23 protein-coding genes are annotated in these 23,484 nt (G+C 62.7%); 14 read left to right on the top strand and 9 right to left on the bottom strand.

Going from position 1 to position 23,484, the window contains the following annotated elements; translation table 11 throughout:
• Positions 1 to 38 precede the first annotated feature (38 nt).
• Complete coding sequence (locus LB557_RS12925; RefSeq protein WP_140720378.1) at positions 39 to 254, bottom strand: hypothetical protein; 216 nt, start codon at positions 252 to 254, stop codon at positions 39 to 41.
• A gap of 273 nt (positions 255 to 527) precedes the next feature.
• Between LB557_RS12925 and LB557_RS12920 the strand changes: the two genes are divergently transcribed.
• The 8 genes from LB557_RS12920 to phoB all read left to right on the top strand — a co-directional run bounded on the left by LB557_RS12920 (position 528) and on the right by phoB (position 11,657).
• The gene (locus LB557_RS12920; RefSeq protein ID WP_224642745.1) at positions 528 to 764 is read left to right on the top strand and encodes a hypothetical protein; all 237 of its coding nucleotides are present in this window, start codon (positions 528 to 530) and stop codon (positions 762 to 764) included.
• Positions 765 to 1,374: 610 nt separating this feature from the next.
• Positions 1,375 to 5,925 carry a PAS domain-containing protein gene (locus LB557_RS12915; RefSeq protein WP_224642746.1) on the top strand — a complete coding sequence of 1,517 codons (4,551 nt, stop codon included), beginning with the start codon at positions 1,375 to 1,377 and terminating at the stop codon, positions 5,923 to 5,925.
• Between the two features lie 529 nt (positions 5,926 to 6,454).
• On the top strand, positions 6,455 to 7,510 hold the full coding sequence (pstS, locus tag LB557_RS12910; protein ID WP_015315383.1) for a phosphate ABC transporter substrate-binding protein PstS: 1,056 nt from the start codon (positions 6,455 to 6,457) through the stop codon (positions 7,508 to 7,510).
• A 66-nt stretch (positions 7,511 to 7,576) separates the two neighbouring features.
• Positions 7,577 to 8,560, top strand: a complete 984-nt coding sequence (pstC, locus tag LB557_RS12905) for a phosphate ABC transporter permease subunit PstC (RefSeq protein ID WP_140712709.1) — start codon at positions 7,577 to 7,579, stop codon at positions 8,558 to 8,560.
• Positions 8,561 to 8,563: 3 nt separating this feature from the next.
• A complete protein-coding gene (gene pstA / locus LB557_RS12900) occupies positions 8,564 to 9,415 on the top strand; it encodes a phosphate ABC transporter permease PstA (RefSeq protein WP_140662985.1) in 852 nt (283 codons plus the stop codon).
• Complete coding sequence (gene pstB / locus LB557_RS12895; protein ID WP_140509733.1) at positions 9,412 to 10,215, top strand: phosphate ABC transporter ATP-binding protein PstB; 804 nt, start codon at positions 9,412 to 9,414, stop codon at positions 10,213 to 10,215. Before pstA ends, pstB begins: the two co-directional genes overlap by 4 nt.
• Before the next feature lie 25 nt (positions 10,216 to 10,240).
• The gene (gene phoU / locus LB557_RS12890; protein WP_015315387.1) at positions 10,241 to 10,948 is read left to right on the top strand and encodes a phosphate signaling complex protein PhoU; all 708 of its coding nucleotides are present in this window, start codon (positions 10,241 to 10,243) and stop codon (positions 10,946 to 10,948) included.
• A 19-nt stretch (positions 10,949 to 10,967) separates the two neighbouring features.
• A complete protein-coding gene (gene phoB, locus LB557_RS12885) occupies positions 10,968 to 11,657 on the top strand; it encodes a phosphate regulon transcriptional regulator PhoB (RefSeq protein ID WP_010911896.1) in 690 nt (229 codons plus the stop codon).
• Between the two features lie 2 nt (positions 11,658 to 11,659).
• Here the strand turns inward: phoB and LB557_RS12880 are convergent, their stop codons facing one another.
• A complete protein-coding gene (locus tag LB557_RS12880; RefSeq protein WP_224642747.1) occupies positions 11,660 to 12,895 on the bottom strand; it encodes an ROK family protein in 1,236 nt (411 codons plus the stop codon).
• A 264-nt stretch (positions 12,896 to 13,159) separates the two neighbouring features.
• Here LB557_RS12880 and xylF point away from each other — a divergent pair, with 264 nt between their 5' ends.
• From xylF to LB557_RS12860, 4 genes are all read left to right on the top strand, one after another.
• A complete protein-coding gene (gene xylF / locus LB557_RS12875; RefSeq protein ID WP_224642748.1) occupies positions 13,160 to 14,200 on the top strand; it encodes a D-xylose ABC transporter substrate-binding protein in 1,041 nt (346 codons plus the stop codon).
• Positions 14,201 to 14,436: 236 nt separating this feature from the next.
• Complete coding sequence (locus LB557_RS12870; protein ID WP_224642749.1) at positions 14,437 to 15,789, top strand: sugar ABC transporter permease; 1,353 nt, start codon at positions 14,437 to 14,439, stop codon at positions 15,787 to 15,789.
• 10 nt (positions 15,790 to 15,799) lie between these two features.
• Positions 15,800 to 16,624, top strand: coding sequence for an ATP-binding cassette domain-containing protein (locus LB557_RS12865; protein WP_015315391.1), 825 nt, complete (start codon positions 15,800 to 15,802; stop codon positions 16,622 to 16,624).
• A gap of 140 nt (positions 16,625 to 16,764) precedes the next feature.
• On the top strand, positions 16,765 to 18,387 hold the full coding sequence (locus tag LB557_RS12860) for a CHASE domain-containing protein (RefSeq protein WP_224642750.1): 1,623 nt from the start codon (positions 16,765 to 16,767) through the stop codon (positions 18,385 to 18,387).
• 91 nt (positions 18,388 to 18,478) lie between these two features.
• On the opposite strand, the gene LB557_RS12855 is transcribed toward LB557_RS12860, so the two are convergent.
• The 6 genes from LB557_RS12855 to LB557_RS12830 form a co-directional block, all read right to left on the bottom strand.
• Positions 18,479 to 18,724 (bottom strand): YMGG-like glycine zipper-containing protein, encoded by a 246-nt coding sequence (locus LB557_RS12855; protein WP_015315393.1) that lies wholly within the window; start codon positions 18,722 to 18,724, stop codon positions 18,479 to 18,481.
• Positions 18,725 to 18,806: 82 nt separating this feature from the next.
• Entirely contained in the window at positions 18,807 to 19,133 is a 327-nt protein-coding gene (locus tag LB557_RS12850) for a hypothetical protein (protein ID WP_224642751.1), read from the bottom strand.
• A 164-nt stretch (positions 19,134 to 19,297) separates the two neighbouring features.
• A complete protein-coding gene (locus LB557_RS12845) occupies positions 19,298 to 19,474 on the bottom strand; it encodes a hypothetical protein (RefSeq protein WP_015315395.1) in 177 nt (58 codons plus the stop codon).
• Positions 19,475 to 19,607: 133 nt separating this feature from the next.
• The gene (locus tag LB557_RS12840; protein ID WP_224642752.1) at positions 19,608 to 20,642 is read right to left on the bottom strand and encodes a sensor histidine kinase; all 1,035 of its coding nucleotides are present in this window, start codon (positions 20,640 to 20,642) and stop codon (positions 19,608 to 19,610) included.
• A gap of 187 nt (positions 20,643 to 20,829) precedes the next feature.
• Positions 20,830 to 20,994, bottom strand: coding sequence for a DUF1328 domain-containing protein (locus LB557_RS12835; protein ID WP_010911886.1), 165 nt, complete (start codon positions 20,992 to 20,994; stop codon positions 20,830 to 20,832).
• A gap of 206 nt (positions 20,995 to 21,200) precedes the next feature.
• The gene (locus tag LB557_RS12830; protein WP_015315397.1) at positions 21,201 to 21,995 is read right to left on the bottom strand and encodes a response regulator; all 795 of its coding nucleotides are present in this window, start codon (positions 21,993 to 21,995) and stop codon (positions 21,201 to 21,203) included.
• Between the two features lie 216 nt (positions 21,996 to 22,211).
• Between LB557_RS12830 and LB557_RS12825 the strand changes: the two genes are divergently transcribed.
• Both LB557_RS12825 and LB557_RS12820 read left to right on the top strand, forming a co-directional pair.
• Positions 22,212 to 22,415 carry a NepR family anti-sigma factor gene (locus LB557_RS12825; protein ID WP_140616734.1) on the top strand — a complete coding sequence of 68 codons (204 nt, stop codon included), beginning with the start codon at positions 22,212 to 22,214 and terminating at the stop codon, positions 22,413 to 22,415.
• A gap of 4 nt (positions 22,416 to 22,419) precedes the next feature.
• Positions 22,420 to 22,971, top strand: a complete 552-nt coding sequence (locus LB557_RS12820) for an RNA polymerase sigma factor (RefSeq protein ID WP_010911883.1) — start codon at positions 22,420 to 22,422, stop codon at positions 22,969 to 22,971.
• Positions 22,972 to 23,016: 45 nt separating this feature from the next.
• On the opposite strand, the gene LB557_RS12815 is transcribed toward LB557_RS12820, so the two are convergent.
• Positions 23,017 to 23,466 carry a response regulator gene (locus LB557_RS12815; RefSeq protein WP_015315399.1) on the bottom strand — a complete coding sequence of 150 codons (450 nt, stop codon included), beginning with the start codon at positions 23,464 to 23,466 and terminating at the stop codon, positions 23,017 to 23,019.
• Between the last annotated feature and the right edge of the window lie 18 nt (positions 23,467 to 23,484).

Raw genomic sequence — 23,484 nt, 5'->3', positions numbered from 1 at the left:
GAACCGGGTCGGGTGTCATTTCCCCCGATCGCCGCAGATCAATGGCTCAGGCGCCGTGCTTCGGCATGCCGTGCCAGATCCGGGGTCTCGAAGACGTAGTCGCTCCAGGCCGATTCCGGAATCTGCCCGGCCAGATAGCACTCCAGTAACAGGTTTTGCTCGGGGTTGAGCGGCCGTGGGGCACGCCCGTGATCCAGCCCGAGGGAGTGAAAAAGGTTTCTTGTCAGCTCCGATACGGTGAAATGCATCGACATCGCGCGTTCTCCTTTGCGCCTCAACGCGGCAGTACGGGCAAAGGTTTCAGTGCCGGACACCGGTAACGCCTGATTGATCGCAGGCTCGACGCATCGGCCCGCCGACGGCCACCCAGCTCCAGTCGATCGAGGCCGGCCAGCGGACGGTGCGTGTGGTCGGCCCCGCCTTTTTCCCGGCTGAATGACCCACGAGTGTTTTCGCGGGAACGGCCGTCTTCGGAACAGGGGCCCGCTTCCCGGCGTTGTGGTCGATATCAGGCAGGGAGAAGCGCCATGGCCACGTTCAGGGATATGCGGGTACTGGAGATCGTCGAAGACGGCTCCCTGACTACCGACCAGAAGATCGCTGAATTGCGCAAGATCGAATCCGAGGCGCGCGGGCTGCAACGGGCGGCGTCGGAGAGCCCGATGGGCGACGATGACGGCTGGCAGGACGATCTGCGCCAGGTTCGGCTTGCTCTCGACAAGCTCGGCGCCAAGGAACCGAGGAAGGGCGCGGCAACGCTATAGAGCCGAACCGTTCCAAAGCACGCCGCGTCGAAGCGGATTCAGGCGCCGCGCTTTAGGTCTTTGTTTTTATGCATTAGTCGCAAACCATGCGAACTCTTTGGCCGGGAGCGCTTACGTTCCTGCATGCCAATTGTTTTTCGGGGCCCGATGACGGATGAGAGGGCGTTGTCGCCCTGGTCTGAGACCGTCTGTGAGGCGCAGGCTTAACGACCCTGCGCTCGTTAAACCGCCCAGGAGGCTGGGGTGGACCCGGAAAGGCGCTGTTGTCGACCTGCGGCTGGTAGTCGACATTGGGCGGCGGCCGGTCCCAGATTCGCCTGGCGTCGAGCGGCCGCGGAATAACCACCGTGCCGTCATAGCTGCGAGAGCAGCCGCCGCCGAAAAGCAGCGCCACGCCCAGCAAGAAAGGCCCTATCCGTCCGTACATTAGCAACACCCCTGTGCATGCTTATAGCGCGGCCTTGCTCCGCGCCACAACCGGACGGAATAACGCAGCAGGAACAGGCCGGTTGCGCCGTTAAGGTTAGCGGATCGTTAATGCTTCTACGGCACATTCCGCCGACGGACCGCGGAGGGAGGGTTCGGCCTTGATTTTCGGGGTGGGGACAGCATGGCGGAATCGGACGAAGCAATCGGCGTGCGCGGCAAGCGCAAGCCCGGCAAGGCAGCCGCGCCTGGCGGCGATGGGCCATCCGGCGTCGACATGGATTGCGCCGACGCGCTGCGCCAACTCGTCGAAGCGGGCTCGGACTGGATTTGGGAAACCGACGCGGAATTGCGCTTTTCCTGGCTTTCCCAAGATTACCAGGCGGCAACCGGTATCGATCCGGCAATGGTGCTTGGCCGGTTCCGCTTCGATTTTCTCAACCAGGTCCTGAAGGGCAACCGCGGTGCGGCGGCGCATCTGGAGGATTTGCAGGCGCACCGGCCGTTCCGCGACTTCGTCTACGAACTGAAGGGGGGCCGCCCCGACTGCCGCTGGGTGCTGACGTCAGGCTTCCCGCGTTTCGACAGCGAAGGAAAATTCGTCGGCTATCGCGGCCTGGGCCGCAACGTCACCGCGCTGGCCAGCGCCTTCGAGGCCATGCAGCCGGCGGCTGGCGGCGATGCCGTCCAGCATCTCGCCGATCTCGAGCGGACGATGGATGCCATGCATATGGGCGTCGTGCTTCTGGACGCCAGGCTCGATACGCTCATCGTCAACAAGGCCTACCGCGATCTCTCCAGGATTCCGGACGGGGCCGTGACGGTAGGCGCGCCGTTCAGCCTGCTGATGGAACTCAATCGCCGCAACGGCATCTATGGCGACATCGACGAAGAGCAATGGCAGCGCTACCTCGCCACGCGCATCGAAGAGATCAAGGCCGGCACCGTCGCACCTCGGGAGTTTGCCCACACCGACGGGCGCACCATGATGTTCTCCGTCACGGCTCTGTCGGGAGGCAAACGCCTGCTGACCTACTATGAGGTCACCGAGGTCAAGCGGCGGGACGCCGAGATCGAGAATGCCAACGCCAAGATAGCCGAGACTTTCGCCAATCTCCGCACCATGGTCGATCAGATGCCGATCGGTGTTCTTGTCCTCGATGCCGACATGCATGCCGAGGTCATCAACCGCGCCTTTTACGATTTCTGGCAGATCGACGCCCGGCGCGCCGAGACCGGCTGCAGCTTCCTCGATCTGATGGAAGCCAGCCGCGACATCGACCCGTATGGTTCGGACGACGCGACATGGCACCGGCATGTCGCCGAACGCGAGGCTGAAATCAGAGCCGGCACAGCTGGAGCGAGGCAGTTCCCGCGCAATGACGGCAGGACGCTGATCTCGTCGATGGCGCCGCTGGCCGGCGGCAAGCGGTTCATTTCCTATGTCGATGTCACCGACATGAAGGATCGCGAGGCCGAACTTGCCGAAGCGCTGGAAAAGGCGCGGCTGGCGGAAGCAGTAATCAACGGGGTCAAGGATCCGATCTTCGTCAAGGACGACAATCTGCGCTTCGTCTTCGTCAACGAGGCCTTCGCGGCGCTGTTCAAGCAGGCGCCGCAGGCCATGCTTGGCAGGCCGGGAAGCGATTTCCTCGGGCCGGACGAGGTCGCGCTGTTCGAAAGCAGCGAACGCGAGGTGCTGGCCGGCGGACAGCAATACGAAGTGGAAGAAAGCTTCAAGGCCGGCGGCGGCACCCGTTCGCGTATCGTCAGGAAGAACCGCGTCCGCATGGCAAGCGGCCGCGACTATGTCGCCGGCTTTCTGTTCGACATCTCCGACATGAAGCGGCGCGAGACCGAAGCCGAAGATGCGCGCAAGCATCTCGCCAGCGTGCTGGAATCGCTGCCGGCGGGGGTCATCATCTACGACCGCGACGACAAGTTCGTCTTCGCCAACCACAGGCTGCAGGATACGTTGCCGGCGCTGAAGCCTTTGTGGCAGCCCGGCCGCACCTTCCGCGAAGCGCTGGAGTTCGGCCATTCGGTGGGTTATTTCCGTTCGAGTGGCGATCCTGGGATCGACAGCCTGTACGAAGGCGATTCCGAACGCTGGCTTGACGGCATCCTGGCGCGTTACCGTCTGCCGAATTCCTCCTATGAGCGCCTCAATGCGGATGGCCGCTGGTACCAGGTCTACGATATGCGCACAGGCGACGGCACGTTCATCGGGGTGCGCGTCGACATCACCGACCTCAAGAGCCGCGAGGCGGCGCTTCATGATTCGATGCGCCAGATCGATCTCTTCCGCCATGTCATGGACGAGTTGCCGGTAGCCGCCTTCATCAAGGCGCAGGACCTGAGCATCGAATTCGTCAACAAGGCCTGGTGCGCGCTGACGGGTCTCGCCAAGGACGACGTCATCGGCCGGACCGACCGTCAGCTGTTCAACGGCGAGGAAGCGGAGGGCTTCAGCCAGGACGATACCGATGTCGTGACGAACGGCAATGTGCGCGAGGTCGAGGAGCCCGTCACCCATCGTGACGGAACGGTGCGGCAGTTGATGACGCGCAAGAGCCGCCTGGTGGCCACGGACGGATCGGTGCATCTGGTCGGATCCAGCACCGACATCACCGACGTCAAGGCGCGCGAGCAAGCTCTGGAAGAGAGCATGCGCGAGAACGAGGTGTTCCGCAGCCTGATCGACAACGTGCCGGTGTCGATCTACGCCAAGCGCTCCGATCTCAGGCAGTTCTATGTCAACAAGGGCTGGTGCGATCTCACCGGCTTCAGCAAGCAGGAGGCGATCGGCAAGACCGACGTCGAGATCTTCGGGCCGGATGGCGAGGCCTTCGTGGCCAGCGATCTCGCCGTGCTGCGTACCGGCGAGACCCAGGAGATCGAGGAGACGGTGCGCCTTTCAGACGGCAGCGTCAGGCATCAGTTCGCCCGCAAGGGCGCAATGATCGCCTCTGACGGTTCGCTCTACCTGATCGGTTCGACCACAGATATTACGGAACTCAAGCAGCGCGAGGCGGAGCTCAGCGAGGCGCGCCGGCGCGCCGTGCTCGCCGACCGCGCCAAGTCGGAGTTCCTAGCCAATATGAGCCACGAGATCCGCACGCCGATGAACGGCGTGCTGGGCATGGCTGAACTCCTGGCCAAATCCAATCTCGATCCGAAGCAGAAGACATTCACCGACATCATCGTCAAATCGGGCAACGCGCTGTTGACCATCATCAACGACATCCTGGATTTCTCCAAGATCGATGCCGGCCAGCTGGTGCTCGACCCGGCGCCATTCAATCTCGCCGAGGCGATCGAGGACGTGGCGACGCTGGTGTCGACACGGGCCAAGGAAAAGGATCTGGAGCTCATCGTGCGCATCGAGCCACGGCTCGAAAGCCTGTTCATCGGCGATGTCGGCCGCATCCGGCAAATCGTCACCAACCTGCTCGGCAATGCGGTGAAGTTCACCGATGAAGGCCACGTGCTGGTCGACGTGACCGGCGAACGGGTTCCAACGGGAACCAGGCTGACGATCTCGGTCACCGATACCGGCATAGGCATCCCCGAGGAAAAACTGAAACTGGTGTTCGAGAAATTCAGCCAGGTCGATACGTCCTCGACAAGGCGCCACGAGGGCACCGGGCTTGGCCTTGCCATCACCTCGCGGCTGGTCGATCTGATGGGCGGCGACATTGGCGTCGAGAGCGCCGAAGGCAAGGGGTCAACCTTCTGGTTCACCGTAACGTTGCCAGGGGCCGGGCAGCAGAGCGGGCAGCGCATCACGCCGGTGGACGTGACGGGCGCACGCGTGCTGATCGTCGATGACAACGCCGTCAACCGCGCCATCCTGACCGAGCAGATGACCTCGTGGACGTTCGATTCCTGCGCGGCCGAAAGCGGCGCCGAAGGTCTCAAGGTGCTGATCGCCGCGGCAGCTTATGGCGTGGCGGTCGACTGCGTCGTGCTCGACTACCAGATGCCTGAAATGAGCGGCGCCGAAATGGCGCGTATCGTGCGCAACACCGAGGGCCTCGCGGACACGCCGATCATCATGCTGACATCGGTCGACCAGTCGCTTGCCAACACCAGCTACCGCGATCTTGGCATCGACGCCCAGCTGATCAAGCCGGCGCGCTCCTCGGTGCTCCTGGAAACGCTGGTCGCGACCATCCAGCGCCATCGCCACGCCACCAGCGGCCACGCCGTTCAACCGCTCACGGGCGAGGCGCCCGAGGCGTCCCGGCCGCCGCCCCTGGCACCATCCGAGCAGCGCGCGCAATTGCAGCCGCCACAGGTTCGCCCCAGGCTGCCCGCGACGGCCGGCGGGCACAGGCTGGATATCCTGGTGGCCGAGGACAATGAGGTGAACCAGATGGTGTTCACGCAAATCCTCGGCGAGACCGGCTATGGCTTCGAGATCGTCGGCAATGGCCGCAAGGCGCTCGACGCCTTCGGTACGCTCAATCCGTGCATGATCCTGATGGATGTCTCGATGCCGGAGATGAGCGGTCTCGAAGCGACGGCCGCGATCCGCCTGCTGGAGCAGGAGACCGGCACGCATGTGCCGATCGTCGGCGTCACCGCGCATGCGCTCAAGGGCGACCGCGAGCGCTGCCTGGAGGCAGGCATGGACGACTATCTGCCCAAGCCGATCAGCCCCAGGGCCCTGCTCGAGAAGGTCGAGCGCTGGGTCGGCGCCGGCCGTCAGGTCCACCGCAACGCGGGATAGAGCCCGCGTCGCCTGAATTGCAGGATCCGGGGAGGCAACAAGGAATCAGCGGAGATTCGCTGCTACCGCTGCGTGCAATGACTATGGTGCGATCGCGCCATATCAAAGGCCGTGTCCAGCCGGAACAATAGCGAAATCGAATTCCGCTCTTCTCAGTTACGGGCGGGAGCAGCGACCGCCTGCAAGAAACAGTGTCACTCTACCCCAACGGACCTGTTTTTGGCGATGGCCCGGCCATGACACGCTCTGGCTGCGAGCAACGCGCTCCCGTCCGGATTTTCTTCATTTGGGAAAAGCCTGGTCGAGTCCGTGGTGATTCCAGCCGTCGGACGGCTCAAGCCCCTGATTCCGGCGGCAAACTCGGACCGCGCCGCGAGCGCCCGAGATCAGCGTCTTTCGCGTTGCCGGCAACGCGTTACCGGGCTGACATGAAACTGTCATGCGACTGTTATAATCGAAGGCTATTGGCCTCAGCGGCGCCGGCAAGAAGTGGCGCCGAGAGACCATCTTCCGAACAGGAGCAGGCCACATGAGACATTTCATCCGCTCGGCGGCCGTTGCGATTGCAATGGCTGCGGCGTCCACCCTCACCCTTTCCGCAGCAATGGCAGCTGACCTTTCCGGCGCCGGCTCGACCTTCATCTATCCGGTGTTCGCCAAATGGGCCGACACCTACAAGAAGGATACTGGCATCGGCCTCAACTATCAGTCGATCGGCTCGGGCGGCGGCATCAAGCAGGTCATCGCCAAGACCGTGACCTTCGGCGCCACCGACAAGCCGATGTCCGACGCCGATCTGGAAAAGAACGGCCTCGTGCAGTTCCCGATGGTGATGGGCGGCATCGTGCCGATCGTCAACCTCACGGGCATCAAGCCGGGCGAACTCGTCCTCGACGGCAAGACGCTGGCCCAGATCTATCTCGGCGCGATCACCACCTGGGACGATGCCGCGATCAAGGCCCTGAACCCGGACCTTAAGCTGCCGTCGACCGCTATCGCCGTCGTTCATCGTTCGGACGGCTCGGGCACGACCTTCAACTTCACTGACTACCTCGTGAAGCTCTCGCCCGACTGGAAGGACAAGGTCGGCTCAGATACGGCCGTCGAATGGCCGACGGGCGTCGGCGCCAAGGGCAGCGAAGGCGTTGCCAACACCGTCAAGCAGACCGACGGCGGCATCGGCTATGTCGAATATGCCTATGCCAAGCAGAACAATCTCTCCTACTCCAAGATGCTGAACGCCGCCGGCAAGGTCGTCGAGCCGTCGCTCGAATCCTTCGGCGCGGCTGCTTCGAACGCCGACTTCAAGGGCGCCAAGAACTTCAACGTCATCATCACCAACGAGCCGGGCGACGCCACCTGGCCCATCGCTGCCTCGACCTGGGTGCTGATCCACAAGACCCCGGACGATGCCGCAGCCACCGGCGAAGCGCTCAAGTTCTTTGCCTGGGCCTACAAGGACGGCAAGGAAACCGCCAAGGCGCTCGACTATGTGTCGATCCCCGATAGCGTCGTCGACCTGATCAAGGCTTCGTGGAAGGCCGACATCAAGGCCGACGGCAAGCCCGTCTACGCCGGCGAGTAATATCTTTCTGGAGGAGCGCCGCCCCGCGGCGCTCCTTTTCAATCAACACAAAGAGCCGAGCTTGACATGAGCGCTGCCCACGAAGCCTTGCCAGCCATTCGAGGTTCACGCGACGCCACCGTCAGACGGTTCGCGTTGACCGATTCGATCTTCCATGGGCTGACCCGCGCCGCCGCCATTCTCGTGCTGGTGCTGCTCGGCGGCGTCGCCATCTCGCTGTTCGCCGGTTCCTGGCAGGCACTGTCGACCTTCGGCTTCTCCTTTCTGACCACCGAGAGCTGGAATCCCGTCACCGAGAAATTCGGCGCCCTGGCGCCGATCTATGGCACCATCATCACTTCGGCCATCGCCATCCTGATCGCTGTGCCGCTCGGCATCGGCATCGCCATTTTTCTTACCGAGCTTTGCCCGCGTCCGCTTCGGCGCCCGATCGGCATGGCGGTGGAACTGCTGGCCGGCATTCCTTCGATCATCTACGGCATCTGGGGCCTGTTCGTGCTGGCACCGTTCCTGCAGACGACAGTGCAACCTTTCATCATCAACGTGTTCCACGGCATTCCCGGCCTTAACAGCCTGTTTGCCGGGCCTCCTTATGGCATCGGCCTGCTGACCTCGGCGATGATCCTGGCCATCATGATCCTGCCTTTCATCACCTCGATCACCAAGGATGTGTTCGATACGGTGCCGCCGGTGCTGAAGGAGTCCGCCTACGGCATTGGCTGCACGACCTGGGAGGTAACACGCCGGGTCGTCGTCCCCTACACCCGCATCGGCATCATGGGCGGCGTCATGCTTGCGCTCGGCCGTGCACTCGGTGAAACCATGGCGGTCACCTTCGTCATCGGCAACGCCCACCGGATCAGCGCCTCGCTGTTCGCGCCGGCAACGACGATCTCGGCAACCATCGCCAACGAATTCACCGAAGCCGTCGGCGATCTCTACACTTCCTCGTTGGTGGCGCTCGGCCTGATCCTGTTCGTCATCACCTTCCTCATCCTTGCCATCGCCCGCTACATGCTGATGCGCATCGATGCCCGTACCGGAGTCTGACCGATGTCGACAGCCGCATCGCTTCACCAGAGCCGCAAGCGCAAGAACGGCGTGATGATGACGCTCTGCGTCGTCGCCGCCGGCATCGGCCTTGCCTGGCTGGCGCTGATCCTCGGCGCGCTGCTCTATAAGGGCCTGTCGGGCGTTTCGCTCTCAGTGTTCACGGAAATGACCCCGCCGCCCGGTGATGCCGGTGGCCTGCTCAACGCCATCTACGGCAGCATCGTGATGACTATTATCGGCATCGTCGTCGGCACGCCGATCGGCGTGCTGGCCGGCACCTACATGGCCGAATATGGCCGCTTTTCGAAGCTCACCACCGTGGTGCGCTTTATCAACGACATCCTGCTGTCGGCGCCCTCAATCATCATCGGCCTGTTCGTCTACGAATTGATGGTACGGCCGATGGGGCATTTCTCGGCCATCGCCGGTGCCGTGGCACTGGCCATCCTGGTCATTCCCGTCGTGGTGCGTACCACCGAGGACATGCTCAACCTTGTGCCGAACGCTTTGCGCGAGGCCGGCACGGCGATTGGCGCGCCGCGCTGGGTGGTGATCCGTTCGGTGGCCTACCGCGCGGCGATGTCCGGCATCGTCACCGGCATATTGTTGGCCATTGCCCGCATTTCCGGCGAGACGGCGCCGCTACTCTTCACAGCGCTCAACAACCAGTTCTGGTCGAGCAATCTCAATGCGCCGATGGCCAGCCTGCCGGTGACCATCTTCCAGTTCGCTCTCAGCCCTTACGAGGAGTGGCAGCAACTGGCGTGGACCGGCGCACTCATAATCACATTGACGGTTCTCGCGCTCAGCATCTTTGCGCGCAGCCTGACCGGACGCAGAGAGGACAAATGAGCCAGATGTTGTCTCCAGACATGACGATTGCGACAGAGGCAGCCGCCAAGGCGAAGATCGAGGTCAAGAACCTCAATTTCTACTACGGCCAGTCGAAGGCGCTGAAAGACATCACCTTGTCGCTGCCCGAGCGCAGCGTGACGGCCTTCATCGGACCGTCGGGTTGCGGAAAGTCGACGCTGCTGCGCGTCTTCAACCGCATCTACGAGCTCTACCCCAAGCAGACCGCCGAGGGTCAGGTGCTGCTCGACGGCCAGAACGTTCTCGACCGCTCGCAGGACCTCAACCTGTTGCGCACCAAGATCGGCATGGTGTTCCAGAAGCCGACGCCGTTCCCGATGTCGATCTATGAGAATATCGCCTTCGGCGTCAGGCTCTATGAGAAGATCGGCAAGGCCGAGATGGACGGCCGTGTCGAGCAGGCGTTGAAACGCGCCGCGCTGTGGAACGAGGTCAAGGACAAGCTCAACGCCAGCGGCCTCAGCCTGTCGGGCGGCCAGCAGCAGCGGCTTTGCATCGCCCGCACCGTGGCGGTCAAGCCGGAGGTCATCCTGCTCGACGAACCGGCCTCGGCGCTCGACCCATTGTCGACCGCCAAGATCGAGGAATTGATCGACGAGTTGCAGGCCGACTACACGATCGTCATCGTCACCCACAACATGCAGCAGGCCGCGCGCGTGTCGAAGCAGACGGCTTTCATGTATCTGGGCGAGCTGGTCGAATTCGACAAGACCGAGAAAATCTTCACGTCGCCTCGCGAGAAGCGCACGCAGGACTATATCACCGGCCGCTTCGGCTGATCTCACGCATACGAGGACCAGGATCATGGCCGAACACACAGTCGCAGCCTTCGACGAGGATCTCGGACAGATCAGCAGGCTGATCAGCGACATGGGCGATCTCGCCGGCACGATGGTCGGCGGCGCCACCAAGGCGCTGCTGAATTCCGACAACGCGCTGGCACAGCGCGTCGTCTCCGACGACGCCATCATGGACGCACGCCAGCGCGAACTCGATGATCGCGCCATCACCCTGATCGCCAAGCGCCAACCGATGGCCGACGATCTGCGTCATGTCGTCGGCTCGATCCGCATGGCGGGCGATCTCGAACGCATCGGCGACCTTGCCAAGAACATTGCCAAGCGCGTCGGCTCCGTCGGCCTCACCGCCACGCCGCGCGACCTGTCGCATTCCATCGACTCCATGGCGCAGCTGGTGCTGATCCAGGTGCAGGGCGTGGTCGAGGAATATGCGGCCGGCGATGCCGCCGCCCTCGCCAAGCTCAGGAATGACGACGAACGCATCGACGTCAAATACACCTCGGTGTTCCGCGAACTCCTGACCTACATGATGGAGGATCCCCGCAACATCACGGCTTGCACGCATCTTTTGTTCTGCGCCAAGAATCTCGAACGCATCGGCGACCATGTGACCAACATCGCCGAGAATGCGTATTATGTGCTGACCGGCACGCAACTGCCCGCCAACCGTCCGAAGCAGGACGAGACGGCGATGTCGGTGCCGGCGGCTTGACGGCAGGGATGATCGACCGATGATCGCGCCACGCATCATGGTGGTGGAGGACGAGGAGCCGCTGGGCGTGCTCCTCCGCTACAACCTGGAGTCCGAGGGTTACCAGGTCGAGGTGGTGACACGCGGCGACGAAGCCGAGATACGCCTCCAGGAAAACGTGCCCGACCTCCTGGTGCTCGACTGGATGGTGCCGGCGGTTTCCGGCATCGAACTCTGTCGGCGCCTGCGCATGCGGCCCGAGACGGAGCGACTGCCGATCATCATGCTGACGGCGCGTGGCGAGGAGAGCGATCGCGTGCGCGGCCTCTCGACCGGCGCCGACGACTATCTGGTCAAGCCGTTCTCGACGCCGGAATTCATGGCCCGGGTCAAGGCGCTGCTGCGCCGCGCCAAGCCGGAAGTGCTGTCCAGCGTGCTCAAGGTCGGCGACATCGTGCTCGACCGCGAATCGCACCGGGTCTATCGCAAGAAGAGCGAGATCCGGCTCGGACCGACCGAGTTCCGGCTGCTCGAATTCATGATGCGCCATCCTGGCCGCGTGTTCTCGCGCAGCCAGTTGCTCGACAATGTCTGGGGCGAGACGATCTACATCGACGAGCGCACCGTGGATGTGCATGTCGGGCGCCTTCGCAAGGCGGTCAACAATGGCCGCATGCCCGATGTGATACGCACCATCCGTGGCGCAGGCTACGCAATTCGCGAGGATTGAGATCAGGCCACGTTCTTGCCGGATCTCACCTGCACGCCCGGCGCGAAAATCTCCTGGTCGACGAAGGTGAGCGCGCGCATGGCGCAGCCCTCGCGGATCAGCGGCAATTCGTTCGGCTCTGTATCGAAGGAAATCGATTTCGAATGCTGGCCGCCGGCGGTCTGGGCGATGGCCTCACGCAAGGCCGGCTCGATCAGATCGAAGGCGGCGGCGCTGACGCCGACCATCGCAACCGGCGCCGGATCGATCAGCGCGAACAAGCTGCCAAGCCCATAGCCTAGCGCCTCGCCGGCCTTGCGATAGGCCTCGCGCTCCGGTCCGTCTCTTTCGCGCGCCGTGGCCGCCAATGCGCGCATGTCGGCGTCGCTGACGTCGACCGGTTTGGCGTCCTCACCCATCTGTCCTGCATTACGCCAGATGGCATAGTTGCCGGCATAGGCCTCGACGCAGCCGCGCCGCCCGCAGCGGCAGAGCGCGCCGCCGGGGCGATGGATCATGTGGCCGAACTCGCCGCCCGAGGAATGGGTGCCGGTGAACAGCTCGCCCTTCAGCACTAGGCCCATGCCGATGCCGTGCGAGAGCAGGATGGCGATGAAGTCGTCGCGGTAGCGCTCGGGGTCGCGCCAGCGCAGCGCCACAGCCATCATGTTGCAGTCGTTCTCCATGGTGGCGGGGATGCCGAATTCGGCTTCGAGTATATCGGCGAAGGCAATGTCCGTCTGCGGCGTGATCGGCGACCACAGCATGGCGCGCGCCTCGGTGTCGGTGATGCCCTGGATCGCCAGCGCGATGCGGGCAATGCTGGCGACATCGAGGTCGGGATCCTCGAGGCGGCGCCGGACGATGGCCACGCATTCGCCGATCAGCGCCTCGCGCGACATGGTCAGCGTGTCCAGCCGGCGCTGCTCCTCCGATATCACCTGGCCGGCGTAGTCGATGACGGCGACGGAGAGGAAATTCAGCGACAGCACCACGGTCATGACCGCCGCGGCCTCGGGGTTGAGACAAAGGCCCACCTGCGGCCGGCCGCGTTTCAGTGAGCCGGCCTCGTTCGGCTTGCCTTCGCTCAGGATACCTTCGCCGATCAGATCGGCTGATATCGCCGATATGGTCGAGTGGCTCAGGGCGGTGGTGGCGGCGATCTCAGTGCGCGAGGGCTGGCCACCCCGGCGCACGGCTCCAATCACCATTGCACGGTTGCGCCGGCGCAGATCGTCGTGGCGGATTCCGACCGACATCATTCCCTCCCCGTCGCCGTGGTTCTTGACGCCCCCTCGAACACCTCCGGCAACGGGTCGAATACTGGCAGAAGCGGCTGGGGCTGTCATTTATTTATTGCGGGGCTCGAAAAAAGGCTTCTGGCACCTCAAAATGCGTCAGAATCAATGTTGACAGTGCTCAGGCGATGGACCAGTGTTTTTTCGAGGCTCGAAAAAATAGGGCCTTTGTGCCGGCCTTAGGGCCAGTTTGGTCGCGCCACACGCGGGCGCAGGGAGGATATCATGAAGAGATTCACAGTCGCCATTCTGGCGGGTGTCGCCATGTCGCTGACGCTGGCGTCGGTCGCGCAGGCAAAGGACAAGGTCATCGGCGTGTCGTGGTCCAACTTCCAGGAGGAGCGCTGGAAGACCGACGAGGCGGCCATGAAGAAGGCGATCGAGGCCGCGGGCGACAAGTACATTTCCGCCGATGCGCAGTCCAATCCCGGCAAGCAGCTGACCGATGTCGAGAGCCTGATTTCGCAGGGTGCCAATTCGCTGATCATCCTGGCGCAGGACGCGTCGGCCATCGGCCCGGCGGTACAGAAGGCGCTCGACGAGGGCATTCCGGTCGTCGGCTATGACCGCCTGATCGAGAACAAGGACGTCTTCTACCTGACCTTCGACAACAAGGAAGTTGGCCGCATGCAGGCCCGCGAAGTGTTCAAGGTGAAGCCTGAGGGCAATTACGTCTTCATCAAGGGCTCCGGCGCCGATCCGAATGCCGACTTCCTGTTCTCGGGCTCGATGGAAGTGCTGAAGGCGGCCATAGACAGCGGCAAGATCAAGAATGTCGGCGAAGCCTATACGGACGGCTGGCTGCCCGCCAACGCCCAGAAGAACATGGAACAGTTCCTCACCGCCAACGACAACAAGGTCGACGCCGTGGTCGCCGCCAATGACGGCACCGCCGGCGGCGTCGTCGCGGCGCTGACGGCGCAGGGGCTCGCCGGCACCGTGCCGGTCTCCGGCCAGGACGGCGACCACGCCGCGCTCAACCGCATCGCGCTCGGCACCCAGACCGTGTCGGTGTGGAAGGACGCGCGCGAACTCGGCAAGAACGCCGCCGAGATCGCCTCGCAACTCGCCGACGGCAAGAAGATGACCGACATCGCCGGCGTGAAGGACTTCACGACGCCTGGCGGCAACACCGTCAAGTCGCTGTTCCTGACCCCGGTGGCCATCACCAAGGACAATCTCAACCTCGTCATCGACGCCGGCTGGATCAAGAAGGACGAAGTCTGCACGGGCGTTGCCGCGGGCAACGTCGCGGCCTGCAACTGAGCTTGATCGCCTGAAAAGTCGGAAACGCCGCGGCGTGGAACGGTCAGTGTTCTGAACACTGGCCGTTCCAATTTCCTTGTCTTCGCAATTCCGGACAAAAACCCTTACGCACTTTTCCTGGAATTGCTTCCAAGCCGCGGCGTTTTCCCGACAAGATTTGTGTTTCCGCCGCTGGCGGCTAACTTCTGGGCTCTGGTCCGGCTCCGCGTCAGACGGCAAGCCGCTGGGAGGACATCATGACCGACACGACCTCAACCTCGCAGGCCGATACGGCGCGTGCGTCGGAACTCGGCGCGGTCGCGCGTTTCCTGAAGGCGACCGAGATCGATACCCGCATGCTCGGCATGATCGGCGCGCTGCTGCTGATCTGGGTCGCGCTGCATGTGATTTCGAGCCTGCGTCTTGGTGTCAATCCGCTCGATTTCGACAGCCGCACGTTCCTCACGCCACGCAATCTGTGGAACCTGTCGGTGCAGACGTCCGCGGTCGCCATCATGGCCTGCGGCATGGTGCTGGTCATCGTCATGCGCAACATCGACCTGTCCGTCGGTTCCGCCGAGGGCTTGATCGGCATGGTCATGGGCTTTGCGCAGGTACATTTCCTGGTTCGGTTCGTAGGACTTGAACTCGGCAACCCATGGATCTGGGTCCTGGCACTGGTCATCGGTCTGGCGCTCGGGCTTTTGATCGGCGCCTTCCAGGGCTTCATCATCGCCTATCTCGAAGTGCCGGCCTTCATCGTCACGCTGGGTGGCCTGCTGGTCTGGCGCGGCGCCGCCTGGTGGGTCACGTCAGGCCAGACGGTGGCACCGCTCGACGCCACGTTCCAGCTTATGGGCGGCGGACCGGCCGGATCGATCGGCGCCACCTGGAGCTGGGTCGTCGGCATCGTCGCCTGCCTGGCCGTCGTGTTCGCGCTGTTCAACGGGCGGGTCCAGCGCAAGCGCTTCCGCTTCCCCCTGCGGCCGATCTGGGCCGAGACGCTGCTCGGCGTCGTCACCTGCGCCGTCATCATGGGCGCGGTCTGGCTAGCCAACTCCTATCCATGGCCGATCGGGATCGTGAACCGGTACGCGGCCGCCAACAACATCACCGTGCCGGAGGGCGGGCTGTTCATCGCCCACGGCATCGCCATACCGGTGCTGATGGCGGTCGCCGTCGGTCTGGTCATGACCTTCATCACCAACCGCACCCGTTTCGGCCGTTATGTCTTTGCTATCGGCGGCAATCCGGAAGCGGCCAATCTCGCCGGCATCAACACGCGCTGGATCACCATGAAGGTGTTCATGATCATGGGCGTGCTGGCCACGATCGCCGCCGCCATTTCGTCGGCCCGGCAGAACTCGTCCACCAATGTGCTGGGAACATTGGATGAGCTGCTGGTCATTGCCGCGGCCGTCATCGGCGGCACCTCGCTTGCCGGCGGCTCGGGAACCATCATCGGCGCCATGCTCGGTGCATTGCTGATGCAGTCGCTGCAGTCGGGCATGGTGCTGCTCGGTGTCGATTCGCCGTTGCAGAGCATCGTCGTCGGCGCCGTGCTGGTCATCGCCGTCTGGCTCGACACCGTCTATCGCAAGCGGGTTTAGGGATACGACCATGGCTGACAAAACCGCTCCCGTAAGGGCCCTCACAACTGCGCCCACTGGCACGCCGCTGGTCGACATGCGCAACATCTCGATCGCCTTCGGCGGCATCCGCGCCGTCGACGACGCCTCGATCGATCTTTTCCCCGGCGAGGTCGTGGCACTGCTCGGCCACAACGGCGCCGGCAAGTCGACGCTGATCAAGATCCTGTCCGGCGCCTACAAACGCGATGCGGGCCAGATCTTCGTCAATGGCGAGGAGGCAGCGATTTCCAACCCGCGCGACGCCAAGAAATATGGTATCGAGACGATCTACCAGACGCTGGCGCTGGCCGACAATGTCGATGCCGCCGCCAACCTGTTCCTCGGCCGCGAACTGATGACCGCCTGGGGCACGCTCGACGACGTCGCCATGGAGGCCGAGGCGCGCAAGGTGATGGGGCGGCTCAATCCCCGCTTCCAGCGCTTCAAGGAACCGGTGATCAAGCTGTCGGGCGGTCAGCGGCAATCGGTGGCGATCGCGCGCGCGATCCTGTTCAATGCCCGCATCCTGATCATGGACGAGCCGACGGCGGCACTTGGGCCCCAGGAAACCGCCCAGGTCGGCGAGTTGGTCAGGCAGCTCAAATCCGATGGCATAGGCATCTTCTTGATCAGCCACGACATCCACGACGTGTTCGAGCTGGCCGACCGTGTCTGCGTGATGAAGAATGGCCAGGTGGTCGGCACCGCCCGCACGACTGACGTCACTCAGGACGAGGTGCTTGGGATGATCATCCTGGGCAAATGTCCTCCAGGTGCCATACCGGGGCCGGGCGCGCTGAAGATCGCCGCCTGAGGCCGGTCAGGCCGCTTCGGGCACGCCCCGTTGCCGGTCACGTGATATGCCAGTGATCACGATGGTGTGGCCTGACCATTGTGTTGGCCCGGCGACTTGCCCATAAAAGGTCCTGTTTTGCTCATGGACCGCATCATCCGTTGAAGAAGCTTTTTCCAATCGTCGCGTTCATTGCCGTTGCACTGATCAGCATGACCATGGCGGGGTTCGCTTATTTCGCGACGCAGGAAGCCGCCCGCATCAAGTTCGAAGGGGCGGCCGATGACGCCCTCAACCGGATCGAGAGCCGCATCGACCTGCACCTGTCGCTGCTGCGCTCGACACAGGCCCTGTTCGACGCACGCAACGGCGATATTTCCCAGAACGAGTTCAAGGCATTCTTCAAGGCGCTGGATGTCGGCAACAATTTCGCCGGCCTGCGAGGCATCGGCTTCCTGCGGCTGGTCAGGACGGGCGACGAGGCAGCGGTGGAACGCGACACCCTCCACGATTTCGGCGCCAGTCATCCGGTCTATCCGGATACGACGCAGGCCTGGCGCACGCCGATCGCGCTTTTCGAGCCGCTCGATCCGTCCAACCAGACCATCATCGGCTATGACATGTTCAGCGAGCCGGTGCGGCGTGCGGCGATCGAAAAAGCCATGGCCGATGACCAGCAGCATGCGAGCGGGCTGGTGCAACTCGGCCAGGGCACGGGCGTGGCGCAGACTTTCACGGGCTTCCTGGTCTATGTGCGGCTCAATGTGGAAACCGCACCGGAGGTCATCAACGCATCGCGGTCCTCGACCGCCGGCTTTCTCTATGCGGCCTTTCGGGCCCGGGACCTGTTCCAGATCGCGCTCAGCCGTGCGCCGCTGCTGCCGGTCAACACCGAGATCTATGATGGAGCGGTGAACGGCGACAATCTGTTGTTCCGCTCGGAGACGCCACCGGCCTCATCCCTGGGAGACCGGCTGCTGGTCACCCGCAAGATGACCGTGGCGGGACGCCCGTGGACCGTATTGTTCAGGCCAACCAGCGCCTTCTCGCAACCCTCTTCGCGCGCCATCCCCGTGATGCTGGGGCTGTTCGGCCTGCTCCTGGCAGGCGCCATCGCGCTGGTGGCGCGCTATCAGGAGCGAGCCTATGACGCGGTGTCGGCCTTGCACGAGACGACGGAAAAAAGCCTGCTCGAAAAGGACCTGATGCTGCAGGAGATGAAGCATCGCATCAAGAACTCCATCACCAGGGTGCTGGCGATCGCGCGGCAGACGGCTTCGCGGGCAACCGACGTCAATGAGTTTTCCGCTTCCTTCTCGGCCAGGCTGCAGGCGATGGCCGCCTCGCAGGACATGTTGACGCGCTCGCGCTGGCAGAAAGCCGACCTTGCCGATCTGCTGCGCATCGAGCTTGGCCAAGTGTTCGGCAAGGAACTGCCGGACGGGCTCCTGTCAGGCCCGGAGGTGCTGCTCGATGAAACAACGACGCAGGCGCTTGGGCTGACCTTTCATGAACTCGCCACCAACGCGCTGAAATACGGCGAAGCCGGCAATTTCGTTGGCGCTCTCAAGGTGAACTGGTCGCTGGAAGGGCGGGGGCGCGAGCGGACGCTGGCGCTGAACTGGCGGGAGGCGGGGAAGAAGAGGGTAGAGGCGCCATCGCGGACGGGATTCGGCACCAAGCTGATCGATCTCAATGTCACGCGCGAGCTGCGCGGCACGATCAGACGCGATTTTCAGGCCGATGGCCTCAAGGTGGAAATCAAAATTCCACTGGCCGGCTGAAACCCACCCGTCAGCGGCCCTAGCGGCCGACCCCCAGCCACGAAAATCCGGAGGCCCCTGGGCCTCCGGATTTTGACTTGTTATCGCTGAATCAGTTGCAGCGGGCCGTGTAGATCCGGCCGCGATGGTCGCGATACTGGCAGTAGCCGTTGCGCAGGTTGCGAACCAGCAGGCCGGAACCGGCACCGACGGCCGCGCCGATCAGGGCACCCTTGCCGCCGCCGACCAACCCACCCACGCCCGCGCCGATCAAGCCGCCGCCGACGACGTCCTGCTCGGTCGAGGTACAGCCGCTGACGGCAACCACCGCAACCATGGCAATAAGTATTTTCCGCATAGAGTCACTCCTCACTTGTGTCCACACTTTGGTAAGCTCCAACCGCCATTTAGCACGAAACGAAGGCCTTTGCTGCTGCAATTTATTGTTGGCTAAGGTGGTCTTTTTCTGGGCGGTTCGTGTTAGATGCCATGACGACGTTGGATACGGCCAACGAAGCGTCAAGACTACCATCTGGCCGCACCTTCCAGACAATCTGATCGTAGTCGTCCTCCAAGGCGGGATCGACCGCGAGGCATTTGGCGACGACATGCTGCGCCTGCCCCTGCACGTCGCCCATCGCGAAGGGGCGCTCAGCGGTGCATTCGTCAGCAGTCGCAAAAACACTGACAGGGACCTGCAATTCCCGACATTCGGCCATCGTGTTCGAGCAACCGATCACCAGCAACAACGCGGCTATGTGTTCCATGACAGATGTTCCTCTGGCCGCATTAACGGCCGGCATCGTCAAAAAGTTCCTGTCATTCCAACGGCGTTACGCGAATAGTTCGGAGAAAACCGCGGCTCCTCACGCTGCGGCGTTGGCCTGCCCGGCGACTTCAATTGGCGCGACGGAGAGGAGAGCAGATTTAGTCAGGTCAACTGCCAGAAAATGGCCAGCACCATGATCGCGGCCGCGGCAAGAACGATCCCCTTCATCAACCCCCTACCTGCTTCAGGGAGTGCCTCCATGGAGGGTTCGGATTCCAGAAATTCGCCCATCGAAATACGGGCGGCTTGTTCCAATCTGTTCATGTCGGCAATCGTCAAGACATTCCTCCCGTACCGTGCTTCGAGCCTGCCAACAATCTCCGAAGGCGGGGCAGGTTCCGACGGTATCTGGGAAAAACAGCATCCGCGCTTATGGTGAACAGCCGGTTAAGGATTGTTATTTGCCAGGCTCTCACTGCGTCTCGAAACTGCTGTGCGGCACGACAAGGCGATATTCGAGGTGGCCCTCGCCGATATCCAGGTTCGCGGTTCCGTTCAGGGATGCCGGCACCACCCGCTCCAACGCAACGCTTCCGAAGCGCCGTTGACCGCCGCCACCGCGATTGGCTTCTATCGTTTCGGCCCATGTCAGCGACAGCGCAACCTCCCCCGTGGCAGCAGCGTCGAGTTGGGCGGTGACCTCGACGAAGCCATCCGGCCGGGACAGGGCGCCGTAGCTCACCGAGTTGACGGCAAGTTCATGCATCGCCAGCCCGATATGCAGCGCGGCGTTGGGATTGAGGTAAGGATTGGCGCCACGAAAACGGAGGCTATGCGACGGGTTCGCGCCATAGCGGCCGACCTGGCCCGCCACCAGTTCATGAAGGGCTGCCCCTCGCCAATTGGAGGATGTCACCAGATCCTGCGAGGAGGCCAGCGACTGCAGCCGGCCGCGGAAGCGCGTCAGGAAATCGCCGATGCCGTCGGAATAGCGGCCGGTCTGGGTCGCGATGCTCTGGATGATCGCCAGGAGGTTCTTCGAGCGATGGCTGACTTCCCGCAGCAGCGTCGTCAACGTCTGTTCACGCCGCTTTTGCTCGGTCGTCTCGACCATGGTGGTGACGACGCCCTGTACATCGCCATCGTCGCCTCGGTCGGCATCGACCCAAATCTGAAACCAGCGAACGCCATTCTCGACCGGAACACTGATTTCAAGGCGCTGGGGATTGCCGGTCGCGATCACATCGCGCTTGGCGGCGCCGATGCGGTCGGTCTGCGCCGTCGGCAAAATGCCGTTGCCATCGACATCGTCGGAGGCCCAAGGGGCGCGCATGTTGCGGGCCCATACGGTCTTCATCTCACGATCCTGATAGAGGACGGAAATGCCGGCATTGTGGAGCGCGTGGAGAAGAGCCCGGCCAAGCTGCATGCCGCTCTCGGCCGGATGCATGGCGATCACTTCATCGCCCCGTGCGCCTTCCTCTCTATCTGAAGTCCTCGAGCGCATCGGTCAACCTGTCCACCCCAACTCAGACTGAACCGCTCACCTGCCACATCGGTTCCAAATGAATCGGGACAACCACCCTTCCTAAAGCGGTCCGCCGGACGGCGTCCAGTAAAGGACACCGCCCGGCGGTGGCTGGAAACCGTTTGAGGGGTGCGGCTTCCAGTGTTCCTCTATTCAGTCGCCAGGCTCACGCCCGTCTGAAAAGGCCGGCCAAAAGCGAAATGACCAGGAACGCGAGGAAGATGAAGAACAATATCTGCGCGATACCGGCGGATGTGCCGGCGATGCCGCCGAAACCAAGCGCGCCGGCAATAATCGCCACGACGAGAAATACGAGCGCCCAGTAAAGCATGGTTCATCTCCTTCCAATGATATGGTGAAAACGTGGGTAAATGCGGTTTGTTCCACCATTCGCCGAAAAAGCCGATGCTTGCAAACCGTTCCAGGCAGCGCGGGCTGGAAATTCGCTGGCGGCCGATCCGGCTTGTCAAGAAGGCCACCGAATGCATCGCACCCAGTGGCCTTTTATGTCCTTGTCCGGCTCGCGGAGGCCGCGATTTATGCAGCGGCCTTGGCCTGCCGGTCGAAGAAGAGCGCCTGGCTGATCAGCGCCTTCACCATGTCGGGATTGAACGGCTTGGTCACGAGGAAAGCAGGCTCCGGACGCTCTCCGGTCAGCAGACGCTCGGGAAAAGCGGTGATGAAGATTACCGGCACCGATGTTGACGAGAGGATTTCGTTCACCGCCTCGATGCCCGAGCTGCCGTCGGCGAGCTGGATGTCGGCCAGCACCATCTTCGGTCGGGTCTTGCCGAACATCGTCACCGCTTCGGCATGGGTGCGCGCCGTGCCCACCACCCGATGGCCGAGGCTCTCGACCATCTCCTCTATATCCATGGCAATGAGCGGCTCATCCTCGATGATCAGCACGTCGGTCGCCACCTGACGGGAAATCTCGTTGCTTGCCTGGGCAAGCAGCTCGGAGAACTGCTGGTCGCCGACATCGAGGATCTCGGCCGCCTCGTCCTCGCTGAAACCTTCGACGGCAACCAGCAGGAAGGCCTGGCGGGGAAGCGGCGCGATTGCATTGAGATTGGCGGCCGCGCGCTGTTCCCAGCCCGCCTGTGTCTGCTCTTGCGGAACGCGGATGGCAACCGATGTGAAGAGCTTGGCGAAAACCTTGTATAGTGCGATCCGGTCACTCGACGCCTCGGGGAAGATGTCGACATCGGCAATGATCGCCTCAAGCATCGCGGCGACCAGCGCGTCGCCGCTCTCCTGCGATCCCGAGACGGCACGCGAAAAGCGCCGCAGGAACGGCAGATGCGGAGCGATGGTGGCGGACAAGCTCATAATAGACGTCTCCCTCAGATGACGCGTTGAACGGATTCCAGGCTATGCCGATTGCAAGCCCCGTGGGAACAACGCCGCTTTTCTGAAAAAGTTCCGCCGATATGGAACGAATCACCGGCAATGGCGTTTTAGTGCCGGGATGGGCAACCAGACGAGGGTGCCGCTTGCCTTGTGTTGTGTTGTGAGCGGCTTGAGTTCTGGGAAATAAAGGGCGAAATGAAGGACATGACCAAAGATATTCTGGCTGGCGTCACGGGCAGGCGCCGGAACGGCGACGGCGATCCGTTAGGGCCGAATTCCGAAATCGGACGCAAACTCAAACAATATTACGACGAGCTGGTCTCCGACAATGTGCCGGATCGCTTCGCCCAGTTGCTCAGCCAACTGGAACAGGCCGAACCCGCACAGAAGAAGGACTAGGGACATGGCAGCGGTCTCCCAAGGCTTCAAGACCGATCTGCTTGGGGCGATCCCGAGCTTGCGGGCCTTTGCCGTGTCGCTGACGCAGAATGCCGACAAGGCCGATGACCTCGTTCAGGAAACGTTGGTCAAGGCCTGGGACAAGCATGAAAGCTTCCAGCCCGGCACCAACCTCAAGGCATGGCTTTTCACGATCCTGCGCAATGAATTCTATTCGCAAATGCGCAAGCGCGGCCGCGAGGTGCAGGACAGCGACGGCATCATGACGGCCCGGCTTGCAGTGCACCCGGCCCAGCACGGCCAGCTCGACCTCAAGGATTTTCGGGGTGCACTCGAGCAATTGCCGGAGGACCAGCGCGAAGCCATCATCCTGATCGGTGCATCGGGCTTCTCCTACGAGGAGGCCGCCGAAATCTGCGGTTGCGCGGTCGGTACGATCAAAAGCCGCGTCAGCAGGGCCCGCACGCGCCTGCAGGAAATCCTGAAAATCTCAGGTGAGGACGAGTATGGCCCCGACGCGATTTCGGCTCAGGTCACGGGAACGGCCGCGCATTGAAATGCGGAGCCGCATAACGGCGATTCGGACGTTGTCGCGTCAGTCTCAGCCAGGGGAGCCGCGACCATAGGCCAGCGCCACGGCCTCGACGAGGTCTTCGCCCGAATAGGGCTTGGTGACCAGCCTTACCCCCGGGAAAGACGCCTTGATCTCATCCGCATCCGAATAACCGGACGCAAACACGAACGGGACGCCGGTCTCACGAAGGCCCGCGGCAAATTCGAGCGTCGAGGCGCCACCCAGCATCAGGTCGACAATGGCCGCGTCGAAATCCTTCGCGACCTTCCGGCCATCGACCTCGGCCAAATCGCGGGCAACCACCACCTCGCCTGCACCGTGGTCACGGCAGAGTTGCTCGACATCCATGGCGATGAGGAATTCATCCTCCAGGACAAGAATGCGCAATCCATCAAGTAATTGGGGCACAGGCAATTGCTCCTTGAAACGCCGGGAGTCATGATCGTAATTTGGTGTGTTGTCATTTAAAAAAGACATCGCCGACAGGCCGATCTC

Origin of the sequence: Mesorhizobium sp. BR115XR7A (genome assembly GCF_020165315.1) — a bacterium.
GTDB classification, from domain to species: domain Bacteria; phylum Pseudomonadota; class Alphaproteobacteria; order Rhizobiales; family Rhizobiaceae; genus Mesorhizobium; species Mesorhizobium australicum.
This window is presented reverse-complemented; position numbering and strand designations above follow the sequence as displayed.